This window comes from Agrobacterium genomosp. 2 str. CFBP 5494 (assembly GCF_900013495.1).
Taxonomy (GTDB): domain Bacteria; phylum Pseudomonadota; class Alphaproteobacteria; order Rhizobiales; family Rhizobiaceae; genus Agrobacterium; species Agrobacterium pusense.
On record NZ_LT009719.1, the window covers coordinates 780383 to 794579 of the forward strand.

General features: G+C 60.5%; 16 protein-coding genes and 1 tRNA gene. 13 read left to right on the plus strand and 4 right to left on the minus strand.

The features are described 5' to 3' along the window. The first annotated feature begins 16 nt into the window (after positions 1–16). From AGR2A_RS18465 to AGR2A_RS18480, 4 genes are all read left to right on the plus strand, one after another. Complete coding sequence (locus tag AGR2A_RS18465; protein WP_006698074.1) at positions 17–643, plus strand: ribonuclease D; 627 nt, start codon at positions 17–19, stop codon at positions 641–643. 82 nt (positions 644–725) lie between these two features. Next, positions 726–1955 carry a hypothetical protein gene (locus tag AGR2A_RS18470; protein ID WP_044459449.1) on the plus strand — a complete coding sequence of 410 codons (1230 nt, stop codon included), beginning with the start codon at positions 726–728 and terminating at the stop codon, positions 1953–1955. A 48-nt stretch (positions 1956–2003) separates the two neighbouring features. Continuing rightward, on the plus strand, positions 2004–2312 hold the full coding sequence (locus tag AGR2A_RS18475; protein ID WP_004437838.1) for a hypothetical protein: 309 nt from the start codon (positions 2004–2006) through the stop codon (positions 2310–2312). 264 nt (positions 2313–2576) lie between these two features. Beyond that, positions 2577–4121, plus strand: coding sequence for a hypothetical protein (locus AGR2A_RS18480; RefSeq protein ID WP_072495033.1), 1545 nt, complete (start codon positions 2577–2579; stop codon positions 4119–4121). Between the two features lie 85 nt (positions 4122–4206). Here AGR2A_RS18480 and rpsA read toward each other — a convergent pair whose 3' ends face one another. Both rpsA and cmk read right to left on the minus strand, forming a co-directional pair. Then, positions 4207–5907, minus strand: a complete 1701-nt coding sequence (rpsA, locus tag AGR2A_RS18485) for a 30S ribosomal protein S1 (RefSeq protein ID WP_004437832.1) — start codon at positions 5905–5907, stop codon at positions 4207–4209. A gap of 170 nt (positions 5908–6077) precedes the next feature. Further along, entirely contained in the window at positions 6078–6710 is a 633-nt protein-coding gene (gene cmk / locus AGR2A_RS18490; protein WP_037090627.1) for a (d)CMP kinase, read from the minus strand. A 226-nt stretch (positions 6711–6936) separates the two neighbouring features. Between cmk and AGR2A_RS18495 the strand changes: the two genes are divergently transcribed. Together AGR2A_RS18495 and AGR2A_RS18500 are read left to right on the plus strand one after the other, a co-directional pair. Then, positions 6937–7323, plus strand: a complete 387-nt coding sequence (locus AGR2A_RS18495; RefSeq protein WP_004437826.1) for a TIGR02300 family protein — start codon at positions 6937–6939, stop codon at positions 7321–7323. A 152-nt stretch (positions 7324–7475) separates the two neighbouring features. Then, positions 7476–7551 (plus strand) — tRNA-Ala (locus tag AGR2A_RS18500). A 74-nt stretch (positions 7552–7625) separates the two neighbouring features. On the opposite strand, the gene AGR2A_RS18505 is transcribed toward AGR2A_RS18500, so the two are convergent. Next, positions 7626–8126: a hypothetical protein gene (locus AGR2A_RS18505; RefSeq protein ID WP_072495032.1), complete on the minus strand. Its 501-nt coding sequence runs from the start codon at positions 8124–8126 to the stop codon at positions 7626–7628. A gap of 75 nt (positions 8127–8201) precedes the next feature. Further along, on the minus strand, positions 8202–8576 hold the full coding sequence (locus tag AGR2A_RS18510; protein ID WP_072495031.1) for a PAS domain-containing protein: 375 nt from the start codon (positions 8574–8576) through the stop codon (positions 8202–8204). Positions 8577–8783: 207 nt separating this feature from the next. Between AGR2A_RS18510 and AGR2A_RS18515 the strand changes: the two genes are divergently transcribed. The 7 genes from AGR2A_RS18515 (at position 8784) to AGR2A_RS18545 (ending at position 14183) form a co-directional block, all read left to right on the plus strand. After that, positions 8784–9686 carry an NUDIX hydrolase gene (locus AGR2A_RS18515; RefSeq protein ID WP_037090691.1) on the plus strand — a complete coding sequence of 301 codons (903 nt, stop codon included), beginning with the start codon at positions 8784–8786 and terminating at the stop codon, positions 9684–9686. 69 nt (positions 9687–9755) lie between these two features. Continuing rightward, positions 9756–10727 carry a quinolinate synthase NadA gene (gene nadA, locus AGR2A_RS18520; protein ID WP_072495030.1) on the plus strand — a complete coding sequence of 324 codons (972 nt, stop codon included), beginning with the start codon at positions 9756–9758 and terminating at the stop codon, positions 10725–10727. Then, complete coding sequence (locus AGR2A_RS18525; RefSeq protein ID WP_072495029.1) at positions 10724–12289, plus strand: L-aspartate oxidase; 1566 nt, start codon at positions 10724–10726, stop codon at positions 12287–12289. The genes nadA and AGR2A_RS18525 overlap by 4 nt, the downstream gene beginning before the upstream one ends. Position 12290: 1 nt before the next feature. Continuing rightward, a complete protein-coding gene (gene nadC / locus AGR2A_RS18530; RefSeq protein ID WP_072495028.1) occupies positions 12291–13148 on the plus strand; it encodes a carboxylating nicotinate-nucleotide diphosphorylase in 858 nt (285 codons plus the stop codon). Between the two features lie 135 nt (positions 13149–13283). Further along, a complete protein-coding gene (locus tag AGR2A_RS18535; RefSeq protein WP_004437812.1) occupies positions 13284–13535 on the plus strand; it encodes a GlsB/YeaQ/YmgE family stress response membrane protein in 252 nt (83 codons plus the stop codon). A gap of 12 nt (positions 13536–13547) precedes the next feature. Next, on the plus strand, positions 13548–13973 hold the full coding sequence (locus tag AGR2A_RS18540) for a DUF3597 domain-containing protein (RefSeq protein ID WP_072495027.1): 426 nt from the start codon (positions 13548–13550) through the stop codon (positions 13971–13973). A gap of 21 nt (positions 13974–13994) precedes the next feature. Beyond that, positions 13995–14183 carry a hypothetical protein gene (locus AGR2A_RS18545; RefSeq protein ID WP_004437805.1) on the plus strand — a complete coding sequence of 63 codons (189 nt, stop codon included), beginning with the start codon at positions 13995–13997 and terminating at the stop codon, positions 14181–14183. Positions 14184–14197: the final 14 nt, after the last annotated feature.

A 14197-nucleotide genomic window follows, 5' to 3' on the forward strand; every position in this document is an offset into this window, starting at 1 on the left:
ATTTCTGGAGCAGGACATGGCAGCACCCATCCGTTATCACGAAGGCGATATTTCCGCCGAAGATGCCGCGCGCTATACCGGCGCCATCGCCATCGATACGGAAACGCTGGGTCTGGTGCCGCGTCGCGACCGCCTCTGCGTCGTCCAGCTTTCGCCGGGCGACGGCACGGCAGACATCATCCGCATCGCCGCTGGGCAGAAAGAAGCGCCGAACCTCGTGCGCATGCTTGCCGATCCCGCCCACCAGAAGATCTTTCACTATGGCCGTTTCGATATCGCCGTGCTTTTTCATACGTTCGGTGTGACGACCACGCCTGTCTTCTGCACTAAGATCGCTTCACGGCTGACCCGCACCTATACGGACCGGCACGGGCTGAAGGACAACCTCAAGGAAATGCTTGAGGTCGATATTTCCAAGGCGCAGCAATCTTCGGACTGGGCAGCGCAAACGCTTTCCCCGGCGCAGCTCGAATATGCCGCTTCCGACGTTCTTTATCTGCATGCGCTGCGCGACAAGCTGACGGCGCGTCTCATTCGCGACGGCCGCCTTGATCATGCCGATGCCTGTTTCGCGTTTTTACCGACCCGTGCAAAGCTAGACCTGCTCGGCTGGGACGAAACCGACATTTTCGCCCATAGCTGAGCGTTTTCGCCTTCGTTTAAACACTGATTTACCAGACTTGCCTATTCTCGGCCGTAACTTTGGGCGGCCGGGGACTTTCCAGATGATTACTCCGCTACAACAGACGGCGGGCATTGCAGTGAGCGACCTCATGCGCTCGATGGTCGAATCCATCGAGGAACGCCAGCGCGAGGAGCAGGAAAAGGCCAACGGCACCAAGAAGGATGATGCGGTCAGAACGAACCCGCAGCCGGATGAAAGCCAGCGCGTCGCCAATGAGAAGATAAGCGCTTATCTCTTCGGTGCCATGAAGCCGGACCCGGATGCCTTCGCCTCGCTTGTTTCCCGCTTTTCCGCCGCCCTCGGCATCACGCAGGACGTGGATGAATCCAATTTTTCCTTTGCACAAAGGCTTCAGGATGCGCTGACCCTGACCCAGAGTTTCGAAAAAACCGATGCGCGGGGAAAAGCCACCACAATTTCCCTCGCCTCCTTCGGTGTTTCGCAGTTGCAGGTCGTCGATGTGCTGAACAACGGCGTCAACGCCAAAACCGATCCCATGGCGGCGCTTGCCGCCCGCATCGCCGAGCGTGCCGGCCTCACCGGAACGGAGGAGGATTTTGGCGCGCAGATGTCGGAGGCCATCATGGCCGCGCGGGCGACCTTGCCCATGAACATCAGTGAACTGGAGGAATCGACCGGTCTCGAGGAGCTCGGCATCTCAGCCAGCGCGATGATCGCCGCCATCGCCAATCCTTACGGAGATCAGGCGCGAGCGGTAAAAGATGCGCTCAATGACGAGGCACAAGGCACTCTCTTCATGACGAGGGAGACCCTGAAGGTCATCCAGCGTCTGGAAGACGTGGCAGATCCGAAGTCTAAGGAAGAATTGCAGGCCGAACGTGGCGAAAAGCGCATTGGCGAAATCAACGATGCGGAAGTGGCAGCCGAACGGGAAGAAGATATCCAGACCCGTGACGCACAGGGCAAGCTTGAGGACGTGCAGGAACTTCAGGACGTCGTGAAGGAGCACATTGACGCCTCCGCCGATGAGAAGGCGGATGGCGCAGCCGGCCAGGACCCCGCCGACATGTCATCGGAAATCGCCCTGATTTCCGTGCTCGCGGCGACGCCGGCGGAAGAGGCCCCACCTGCTGAAGGCGATAACGAGCCTGAGGGAGCGGATGCGGCCACCACGCCGGCCGATGCGGAAAACGAGGCGGAAAAGCTGCTTGATGCACAGGCCGCTGTCGAAGCTGCCGGAGCCGACATCTTGCCGATTTCGGTCGATGAAAACGGCCTTTATGCATTGCTGAAGAAAAAGGCGGCATGATTGCCGTCTGGAACTGTCACGTGAGCGAAACATGATGTGAGTTCAGACATGGTCGATATCTCAGGCGTGTCAGGCGGCGCCATTCACGATGCCGAACCGAACGCGGCCCAGGCCCTTCTTTCCATGGCGGCTCCGCCCCTCGCGCCGGAGGATGCCACCATCATTCCACTGGCTGGCGAAGAAGCGACTATCGCGCCCGCAGAAATCCAGCCGGAGCGAAGCTTTCCGAAAGCGAGCTGGCTGGATGCCATGCCGCCGGAGGCGCTGGAAGTCACGGTGAGCGAACCCGATCGTATCTCCTCCGTCAACTCGGACGACAACGGGCTTTATCGCATGTTCATAGGCGTTTCGCCCTGAGCCGGTCCGGCCGTGCGCAATCACTTGGTTAGCCAAATCTTAATATCTGCAGGCGAGGATTCGGCTTGATGATTCTGTGTGCGCTGAAAAGAGCGGCCTTCGAGCCTATGGTGCACATGGCGCTCCCGCATGAGCGGGCGAGATGACACCTGTATGCCAGCGGCGTGGCGATTTTCAACATTCGAGGCAGATGCGGATCACAGAGCCAATGGGGATTGGCGCTTTCGCAGCCGGCGCCGGCCACCGATAGAAACGGAGCGCAGCATGTTACCGCCTGTATCCAAAGTTTCCGCAGCCGATGCCACCTATGGAGCCTCGCTCGCGCCGGCGCAGCGCGCGCAGCCGAAAGGCGTCGTGCAGCCGCAACCAAGCGCTGCCCTTCCCGAACAGAGCGCCAGCCTTTTTTCACGGGCTGCAGTGGCCTCCCTCGCCGGCGAGTTCCATCTGGCCCGGAGCACCGCAGTCTTGGCGGAAACACTCGGCAAGCTGATGAACCTGCCGCGACGGGACGGCGAAGCCGTCGAAACCTATGTCGGGCGTCTGACGGAAGCCTTACGCGCCCTGCCGCCCGCGCAGCGTCTTGCGCTGGAACAGCAGATTGGCAAAGCACTGCAGGGTCTCAGCCTTTCGATGCTCGCGGAAATCCTGAAACAGCCGACGGGACCGGATGCGGCGCGGCTTGCGCTGCTGATCGAACTATCGCGTTACAGGGGGGCCGATCTGGCTGCGAGGGCGGTGGTCTCCTCCTATCAGCAGAATAATTCCGCCAGTCCGGCGCCCGCCCAGCCCAGGCAGCAGCCGACCGCCGCGAGCCCCAATGCGGAGTTCCGTTCCAATCCACCCGCGGCAGCGCAATTGCCGGGCTCCACGACAACCGGCCGTCTGTTGCCGCTGCTCACCGGCCCACTCGCCCTCAGCGGTGCGGCAATGAAGGCAACTCCCGCGGCGCTGACCGCGCAACCGGAAGGAGCCGTCCGGCATTCCGCCGCGCCAGTAGATGCGCCCGACCTGCCAGACCAGCCGGCAAAACCGGAAGGCAGGACGGAAAACACGACGCGTCCGCTTCAGCCGCAGACGGGCAGCATGACAAAAGAAGCGCCGGCAGAGACCCGTCCAGGCAATTCGCCTCGCGCGCAAACCGGCGAAACACGCCCTGCCCTTCCGCCTCGGGAGATGATGAAGACCGAGCAGAAAGACGTCCGCACCGCCTCACCACCAATCTTCGGCCCGCCTGCAACTGATGCAGAGAACGTGGCCAGTCTTGTGCTGGCCGCCACGGCCGGCAAACTGCCGGCGAGAGCAAGCACGACGCAGCAGCCCCCCGCCATGCCGCAGGGCATCGAGCCGCCATCGCCGGAGGATCAGCCAACCGAAAAGTCGGGGCTGATGACGTCCGCTGCCCACCCAACAGGGGAAGAAGCGGAAACAGTGGCTCACCGGCCTGAAGCTCCCTACTCTTCGCGACTCCCGCTGGACCCGGAAGCGAGAATGGCGATGATGGAGCAATCCGCCTCGCAATCGCTGGTTGCCGCCGCTCTGGCAAAAGACGGCACGCCGCTGCCGCTCGTCGCTTATCCCCCTGCCGATGATGATTACGAATCAGAAGCGCCACCCCGGGGCGGCGGGCCTTTTTCCGACGATGAGGCGGAAAGCGAAAGCGGAGCGGAGTCTGAAAATTCCGGCGATGACGACGGCCTGGAAGAGCGCGTTGCCGCCAATGACGGGATCGACACGCAGGAACGTCCGACGGCGACGGCCGCCGACGACAGTGCGGAGAATTATTACCTCAAGATGAGCGGCGTCCTCTGAACGCCACATTGCCTGCCGGCCGATTGCCCAAGAAAAAACCCGCCGGAAAATTCCGGCGGGTTCTTCATTTCAACGATCTAGACGATTATTCGCCGCGGTTCTTCAGAGCCGCGCCGAGGATGTCGCCGAGCGAAGCGCCCGAGTCGGACGAACCGAACTGTGCGACGGCTTCCTTTTCTTCAGCGATTTCCAGAGCCTTGATCGAAAGCATGACCTTGCGGTCCTTCTTCGAGAAGTTGACGACGCGGGCGTCGACAACCTGGCCAACGGAGAAGCGCTCAGGGCGCTGCTCGTCACGGTCACGGGAAAGATCAGCGCGACGGATGAACGAGGTGAGGTCTTCGTGGTTGACGAGCTTCACTTCGATACCGCCATCGTTGACCGCGGTGACTTCAGCGGAAACGACTGCGTTCTTGCGCAGGTCGCCGGAAGAAGCGGCTTCGCCGACAGCGTCCTTGCCGAGCTGCTTGATGCCGAGCGAGATGCGTTCCTTCTCAACGTCAACGTCGAGAACGACAGCCTTAACGACGTCACCCTTGTTGTACTCTTCGATGACCTGCTCGCCCGGACGGTTCCAGTCGAGGTCCGACAGGTGAACCATGCCGTCGACATCGCCTTCGAGGCCAATGAACAGGCCGAATTCGGTCTTGTTCTTGACTTCGCCTTCGACTTCCGTGCCAGCCGGATGGCTGTAAGCGAATGCCTGCCACGGGTTTTCAAGCGTCTGCTTGAGACCGAGCGAGATACGGCGCTTGGACGGATCGACTTCGAGAACGACAACGTCAACTTCCTGGCTCGTGGACAGGATCTTGCCGGGGTGTACGTTCTTCTTGGTCCAGGACATTTCGGAAATGTGGATCAGGCCTTCGATGCCCGGCTCCAGTTCAACGAATGCACCGTAGTCGGTGATGTTCGTGACCGTACCGGAGATCTTCTTGCCAACCGGGTACTTGGCGGAGATGCCATCCCACGGATCCGACTCGAGCTGCTTCATGCCGAGCGAGATACGGTGGGTTTCCTGGTTGATGCGGATGATCTGAACCTTGACCTGCTGGCCAATGTTGAGGATTTCCGAAGGATGGTTGACGCGGCGCCATGCCATGTCGGTGACGTGCAGCAGACCGTCGATGCCGCCGAGGTCAACGAACGCACCGTAATCGGTGATGTTCTTGACGACGCCGTCAACAACCTGACCTTCTTCGAGGTTCTGAACGATTTCAGAACGCTGCTCGGCACGCGACTCTTCGAGAACCGTACGACGCGAAACAACGATGTTGCCGCGACGCTTGTCCATCTTGAGGATTTCGAAGGGCTGCGGGTTGTGCATCAGCGGGGTAACGTCGCGGATCGGACGAATGTCGACCTGCGAACGCGGCAGGAACGCAACAGCGCCATCCAGATCGACGGTGAAACCACCCTTGACCTGGTTGAAGATGACGCCTTCGACGCGCTCGCCAGCTTCGAACTTGGCTTCGAGCTTGACCCAGCTTTCTTCGCGGCGAGCCTTCTCGCGCGACAGAACGGCTTCGCCGAGAGCGTTTTCAATGCGCTCGACGTAAACTTCGACTTCGTCGCCGACCTTCAGCGTGCCGTCCTTGGACTTCGCGCCGAATTCCTTCAACGGTACGCGGCCTTCAACCTTGAGGCCGACGTCGACGATGGCAACGTCCTTCTCGATTGCCGTTACGATACCCTTGGCAACATAGCCTTCGGCAAGATCGTTGGAGGCAAAGGATTCTTCGAGAAGCGCTGCGAAATCTTCGCGCGTGGGGGTAGATACTGACATGAAATCTCCTGATTGCATCCGCGCGATGGCGAATACAAAAGCGCCGGTGGGCTAGTGTTGTTGATACCCGACCCCATGCCCGCCTTTTCAAGAGGCTTTCCGGCGCAAGGACATGTCTTCGGGCAATTCCTGACTAAACGCAGACGGCAGGAAGCCGTTCCGCGAAAAACCTATCTCTTCAGAGCGGCGTCGATGATCGTGCGCGCGGCCTGAAACGCCGCCTCTATACTCATTTCCGACGTATCTAGCAAGTGTGCGTCTTCCGCCGGCTTCAGCGGACTGTCGGCGCGGCCCATGTCGCGCTCGTCGCGTTTTTTCACCTCGGCGAAAATGACATCATAATCCGCGGTGCCGCCATTTGCCAGAATCTCATCGTAGCGCCGGCGCGCCCGCACGTCGGCAGAGGCGGTGACATATAGCTTCACTGGCGCATCCGGGCATACTACCGTGCCGATATCGCGGCCATCGAGAACCGTACCCGGCTCCCTCAAGGCAAAACGCTGCTGCGCCATCACGAGCGCCCGCCTCACCGGCGTCATCACCGCAATCCTCGACGCGGCTTCGCCAATATCGTGCCGGGACAGGACGGAGCGGTCGAGCCCCGCAAGATCGACCTCCAGGGCGACCTTCTCCGCCACGGCCTCGTCATCCAGCGGCAGGCCCGCGTCCAGAAGCGCCTTCGCTGTCGCCCTGTAGGTCAGCCCGGTATCGAGATGATGAAAACCGTAGGCTTCCGCGATCTTTCGCGACAGGGTTCCCTTGCCCGCCGCAGCCGGCCCGTCTATGGCGATCGTGAAGGTCATTAAGCTTTCCGCCTGTGCATCTGTTATTCATATAATAGAGTGCGACACGCCTTACGATTTATATCAGCATTCCCGCACAGGGGTTGCGCCAAGGCAGGAGGCACCCGAAGTTTGTCTTTGACACGAAAGAGCGCAACGATTAAGGGGACCGGCTATAAATTTTACCGTCTATGCCGGTTTTACGGCGTACACACCGAAACTCATTCGACAATTTGAGGCTTAGACAGTGGCAAAAGCGGAACTTGGTACCAAGCGCACAGACCCCGATACCGGCAAGAAGTTCTACGATCTGAACCGCGATCCGGTCGTTTCTCCTTACACCGGCAAGTCCTGGCCGCTCTCCTTCTTCGAGGAAAGCACAGCTCAGGCAAAGCTCGAGCAGGCTGAAGAAGAGGATGTAGCGGAAGTCGATACCGAAAACACGGAAGTCGAACTCGTGTCGCTGGAAGATGCCGACGGCGACAACAGCGGCGACGATATCCCTGATCTCGGCGACGACGATGACGTCGAAATCGACGACGACGACGACACCTTCCTGGAAACCGACGACGAAGATGACGACGACGACATGTCCGGTATCATCGGCGTATCGGGCGACGACGAAGAAGCTTGATTTTATTCGATAATTCGGCCCGACGACAAAAAAATGACGCCGGGCCGTTTTTTATGCTTGCACTCGTCGGAAAGCCGCAGTAGTAAGCCGCCACCGAACGGAACAACAACCGCTTCGGTTCCCGGAACCGGAAGAAATGCCGGAACCCTTATGGGGCTATAGCTCAGCTGGGAGAGCGCTTGCATGGCATGCAAGAGGTCAGCGGTTCGATCCCGCTTAGCTCCACCAAATTTCCCAAGATAAAATTCATCACGTCAGTAAATCTGAATCGTGCGACCTTCAGTCCAACCTCACCCGGCCATCTATCGTAATAACGCCCGCACATCCTGTCCGTTGATACGGCATTCCAGAGAACGGAGCGCGCCGCTCTCCCCCACCACGCGACATTCGATATATCTGCCGCGCAAAAGGTTCTCCAGCGCTTTGAAGGCATTGAGGCCGCAGGCATAACGGCGGCCGTCCGGGGTGGTGCAGACACGGTTTCTCTCCACCTCCTCCACGCCCGCGAGGCGGAACTCCTCGTTTTTGAAGGTGAAGCGGCTGCTGGAGATGACGCGAAGGCGCTGGTCGGCATGCATCTTCAGCGGGAAGGGATCCGGCGGGGTCGGGACGCGCTCGTATTCCTGCCGGGTGGGGTCAACCCGTACGGGCGAGGTGGTCCACAGCTGTTCGGTGTTGGCCGCAAGTCCTGCCGGGGCGGAGGCAGTCTCGCCATTGACGAGCGAGGCAATCCGCATGCCGGCTATGGCGACGCCTATGACCAGGGCGATCTGAAACAGCAAAATTGCGACCTGCCGGACCATGTCACCGCAACATCAAAAACAATGAACAAAATAAAATCGGTCTGACGTTCCCTTGCGAGAGGCCACGGCCGCCCATCACATCAATAGAAGCTTGCCTGCGCTGATATCCCTGACCGTGCCCATGGCCATGATCGGAAGCCGATCGCTGTCGAGGATCACGCGTCCTGTTGTCCGCAGCCAGCGAAAACCACCGGAGGTGAGCTGGATACGGTATTCCTGATCGTAAAACACGCCGTTCGTCAGCGAATTATAGACGGCTTCAGCCACACGCGCCCGGGAGCCGCTTTCGATTTGTGCAATAAAATCCTCTACCGGGATACCGCGGGCGGCCTTTTCCGGAAGAACCTCCCGCAGGCGCGCGGCCACGGCATCCAGATAAACCAGATTTTGCCCGATATTCCAGGTGTAGTAACCCACAAGTGTCTCTTCGAGAGATATGTTCTTCAACATCGGCCTTCAACAGTCTGAGATGCTTGTGGCGGGTCTCTACCATAATGGACGATAAACGGCTAACCACAAGAATTCATTCTTTTGTCTGATATAGTATCTTTTTTGGCCGGTCGCTTATCGACAGGCCATTTCGGCAGCCATGTTGGCGAAGCGATCTTCCTGTGCCAAAGAAGATTGACCTTGCCGCTACAGATCACAGGAGCCGCCGTGACCATCGGGCTTGCCCATGCCGAACTCATTGCCGTCGTCACCGCCATTACCGGAGATGAACCGCGCGTGATGACCGTTCGGGCGGGGGCGGCGCTTCCTTCGGGACCCTTCGAATTCGGTCACAGGACGCTTCAAAGCGGCTTGCGGGAATGGATTCACGAGCAGACGCATCATCCCGTCGGTTATCTCGAGCAGCTCTACACCTTCGCCGACCGCGACCGAAACAACGATATTCCGGGCGGCAGAACCATCTCCATCGGCTATCTGGGACTTGTCCGCGAACAGGAGGCGATGGACGGCAAACGTCCTTTCTGGCACGGATGGTACGATTATTTCCCGTGGGAAGACCATCGCCAAGGACGCCCCGCGGTTCTCGCCAGCATCGTCGAGAAGCTGCGGGCATGGGCGGATTCCGACCCATCTTGTAAAAACCAGCGCCACTTGCGGGCCGATTTTACCTTCGGCCTCGACGGCGGCGGCTGGAACGAGGAACTCACCCTTCAGCGCTATGAGCTGCTGTATGAGGCGGGGCTGGTTGAGGAAGCGCAGGCCGAACCCCGGATCAATTTCGGAAGGCCGATGTTCGCCGATCACCGCCGCATCCTCGCCACCGGAATTGCCCGGTTGAGGGCCAAAATCAAATACCGGCCGGTGGTATTCGAACTGATGGCCGATACCTTCACGCTACTGCAATTGCAGCGCGCCGTCGAGGCGTTGGCCGGGCTGACGCTGCACAAGCAGAATTTTCGCCGGCTGATCGAACAGCAGCAACTGGTGGAAGAAACCGGCGACATGGCCACCGAAACCGGCGGACGACCGGCAAAGCTTTTCCGCTTCCGCCAGACCGTCCTCGATGAACGCGCCCTTTCCGGAACGAAACTACCGCTCTCCCGCAATTGACATATGCTCATAATGAGAATATTCCTTCGTTCTAGATATACTCAAAACGAGCATAAATGGGAGCGCACCGTGAACGAGCAGATTTCCGCCGCAAGCCTTTACGACCGCGTTGCCCGCGTCATTCCCAAGGCCGAATGGATGGGTTTCCAGGACGATGTGGAGGCGATCCTTGAGTTGAAGCGCAAGCGTAATGCCGTCATCCTCGCCCATAATTACCAGACACCTGAAATATTCCATGCTGTCGCCGATATCGTCGGCGACAGCCTTGCCCTTGCCCGCAAGGCGATGGAGGTGGAGGCGGATGTCATCGTTCTCGCCGGCGTGCATTTCATGGCCGAGACGGCGAAGCTGCTCAATCCGAGAAAGACCGTGCTCATTCCGGATATGGCTGCCGGCTGTTCGCTTGCCGATTCCATCACGCCGGAGGATATCGCCCTCCTGAGAAAGGCCTATCCCGGCGTGCCTGTTGTGACCTATGTGAACACGTCCGCCGCAGTGAAGGCGGCGTCCGATATCTGCTGCACGTCGGGTAATGCCCGCCAAGTGGTGGAATCGCTCGGCGTGCCGCGCGTCTTGATGCTGCCGGATGAATATCTGGCGAAGAACGTGGCCATGGAAACCAATGTCGAACTGATCGCCTGGCGCGGCCATTGCGAAGTGCACGAGCTTTTCACCGCCGATGACATCAGGGAGCTGCGGGAAAGCCATCCCGGCGTGATCGTACTGGCGCATCCCGAATGTCCGCCTGAGGTTGTCGAGGCCGCGGATTTTTCCGGCTCTACCGCCGTGATGTCCGACTATGTCGGTCGTGAGCGCCCCGCCCGCGTGGTGCTTCTGACGGAGTGCTCGATGAGCGACAATGTCGCCGTGCATCACCCGGACGTCGAATTTATCCGCCCGTGCAATCTCTGCCCGCACATGAAACGCATCACGCTCGGAAATATCCGCACAGCCCTTGAGGAAAACCGCCACGAAGTGACTGTCGATCCGGCCATCGCCGCCGCCGCCCGTCGCGCGGTGGAAAGGATGCTGGAAGTATGAGCGAGCGCTTGCCGCAGCAGGACTGGACGGCCATCGTCGGCAGCGGCATTGCCGGCCTGATGGCGGCGCTGACACTTGCGCCGCAGCCCGTGCTCCTTCTGACACGTGGTGCGCTTGGCGGCGAAACGTCGAGCGCCTGGGCGCAGGGCGGCATTGCCGCAAGCCTCGGTCCCGATGACAGCGTCGCGCTGCATCTTGCCGATACGCTCGCCGCGGGAGACGGTCTCTGCGATGCGGAAATGGCCGCCGATATCGTTTCCGCCGCCCCTGCTGTCATCGAGGCGCTGGAGCAGGCCGGGGTGCGCTTCGACCGGGACGCCGATGGCAGGCCCATCTTCGGGCTGGAGGCCGCCCACAGCCGAAGGCGCATCCTGCACGCCGAGGGCGACGGTTCGGGCGCGGCCATCGTCAGGGCTCTCGCCGCTGCCGTTCTGCGCACACCGTCGATCACGGTTCTTGAAGGCACCGAAGTGCGCCGGCTGCTGACACAGGACGGCGCGATTGCTGGCCTCGCCTGCGCCGGACCGAAAGGCGGCTTCGTTCTGCCAGCAACGCGGGTGGTTCTCGCCACCGGCGGCCTCGGCGGCCTCTACGAGGCCACGACCAATCCTTCCGGCAATTTCGGACAGGGCATCATGCTGGCCGCCCGCGCCGGCGCAATCCTTGTCGACATGGAATTCGTACAGTTCCATCCGACGGCGCTTTCTTCAGCGCGGCGGCCGCTGGCGCTGGTCAGCGAGGCGGTGCGGGGCGAAGGCGCACTTCTCCTCAACGAAAGCGGTGAAAGGTTCATGGCCCCTGTTCCCGGCGCGGAACTCGCCTCCCGCGACGTCGTCGCACGCGCGATAGATCGTGAAATCCTGCGCGGCGGCAGGGTGTTTCTTGACGCCCGCAAGGCCCTTGGCTCCGGCTTTTCAGCCCGGTTTCCTGCAATCGACCTGCTCTGCCGGGAGGCTGGAATAGATCCGGCCCGTGAACTGGTCCCCGTCCGCCCTGCCGTGCACTATCATATGGGCGGCATTGCCACGGACGGCAGAGGCCGAAGTTCGGTGCCGGGCCTGTGGGTCGCCGGCGAGGCCGCCTGCACGGGGCTTCACGGCGCCAACCGGCTGGCCAGCAATTCCCTGCTGGAAGCTGCCGCAATGGGAATGCGTGCGGCACAGGATATCGCCACCCAGCCCTCGTTCGCACGGCCGAGTACCACCGCTTCTGCAACCCGCACGGTGGACCATCCTGCCGCCGATCCCGCCACCGTCCGCGCCATCATATCCCGACATCTCGGTATCGTCAGACATGCGGCGGGTCTAACCGAGGCGATCCGGGATTTACTGCCGCTCGTGGAGGGAAAGGGCCCGGCATCCGATCCCGCCCTCGTGGGTCTGGCAATCGCCGTTTTTGCCGCCTTGCGGACGGAATCGCGCGGAGCGCATTTCCGCGATGATTTTCCTGGGAAGGATGCGACGGCGACGAGGCGTCGCCTGAGCATGGCAGAGGTGATTGACCTTGCCCATGCCCTTTCCTCGACCAGCCCCCTCTCTTCCAGCTTCGCACGGACCGCCTGACATGACCCTTGCCCCCCTGCCCCGCCTCATCATCGAACCGCTGGTCCGTAACGCCCTTCTGGAAGACCTGGGCCTTGCGGGCGACGTCACTTCTACCACCGTCATTCCCGCCGATCACCGGTCGGTCGTCGTCATGGCGGCACGCGAAGAGGGTGTCGTCGCCGGGCTTGATGCTGCGGAACTGGCCTTCCAGCTCGTGGACCCCGCCATCACGATAGAGCGGAACGTGCAGGATGGAGCTTCCGTCGCACCGGGCGACACCGTCGCAACGATCAGGGGGCCTTCACGCGGGCTTTTGACGGCGGAGCGTACGGCTTTGAATTTCCTCGGCCACCTGTCGGGCATCGCCTCCGTCACGGCTAAGATCGTCGCGGCCATCGCCGGGACCAATGCTTCGGTCGCCTGCACCCGCAAGACCACACCAGGCCTCCGGGCACTGGAAAAATACGCCGTGCGCGCCGGCGGCGGCATGAACCACCGTTTTGCACTCTATGACGCTGTTCTCATCAAGGACAACCACATCGCCGTGGCGGGCAGCGTGCGTGACGCGATCCGCCGTGCAAAAAAGGGTGTCGGCCATCTCGTCAAGATAGAAGTCGAGGTGGATACGCTTTCGCAGTTGCGCGAGGCGATGGATGAAGGTGTCGATGCGGTTCTTCTCGACAATATGACGCCTGAACAGCTGCGCGAAGCGGTGAAAATCGTCGCCGGTCGTGCCATTACCGAAGCGTCCGGCCGCATCACTCCACAGACGGCTGCAGCCATCGCCGCCACGGGCGTCGACCTCATCTCCATCGGCTGGCTGACCCACAGCGCGCCGGTTCTGGATATCGGACTGGATTTCGAGAGCAAAAATTGAAGCCTGCACGCGGCACGGAACAAATTTTCCGCGCCATCGTTATTATCCCGCCTGGGGTCGATTCAAGGCGGGGGGACGTGCGCACAAAGCGGGTCCATATGCCTTCTGACCTCTCTTAGAAAGGAAAGGCCTGTTATGGAAGACGCACAAGTTGGCTGGATTGCAGCAATCATCATTGGCGGCGTAGCTGGTTGGCTCGCCGAACAGTTCATGAAAAGCAATATGGGTGTTTTCATGAACATTATCCTTGGCATCGTCGGTGCCATCGTCGCCAATTTCCTTCTGGGACTGGTGGGCGTTTCGCTCGGCGGCTGGATTGGCTATCTCATTGCCGGTTTCATCGGCGCCTGCATTCTTATTGCCGTCGGGCGTGCATTTCGCCGCTAAGGGGAGGACAGAATGAGCTTTTTCGACAAGATCAAGAACGCGATTTTCGGCAAGGCAGAAGCCGCCCCACAGACTTCGGCTCCGGCCGGCACGCCGACGGGCACTGCCAGCACAACTGCAGCGGCCCCTGCCGCACCGGCTTCACCTGCACCGACAACGGCGGCACCGGCTTCTACCGGCAACGTCGATGTAGCGTCCATCCTGGATGCGGCGGTCAAGAAAAACGGCCAGAAGCTGGACTGGAAGCACTCCATCGTCGACCTTCTCAAGGCCCTCGACCTCGACAGCAGCCTGACCGCCCGAAAGCAACTCGCCAGCGAACTCGGTTACACCGGCGATACCTCGGATTCGGCGACCATGAACATCTGGCTGCACAAGGCCGTCATCAAGAAACTCTCCGAAAACGGCGGCAAGGTTCCGGCCGAACTTCTGGACTGAACCGATAAACGGGAGGCCGCCATGGACGACTATTCCAGCTTGAGGGAGCAGATCGGTCGCGATCTCGACACCCTGCAGGGAACGGAGAACCCGAAATCGATCTTCGAAATCGCCGACGATTACCTTTTGGGAGATCCGGGTCTGAAGCGAACCATCGTCGAAGACATTATCAAGGAAGAAGCGGACAAGCGCGGTATTGCTATCCACTGAAGCAGCGCCTAGCG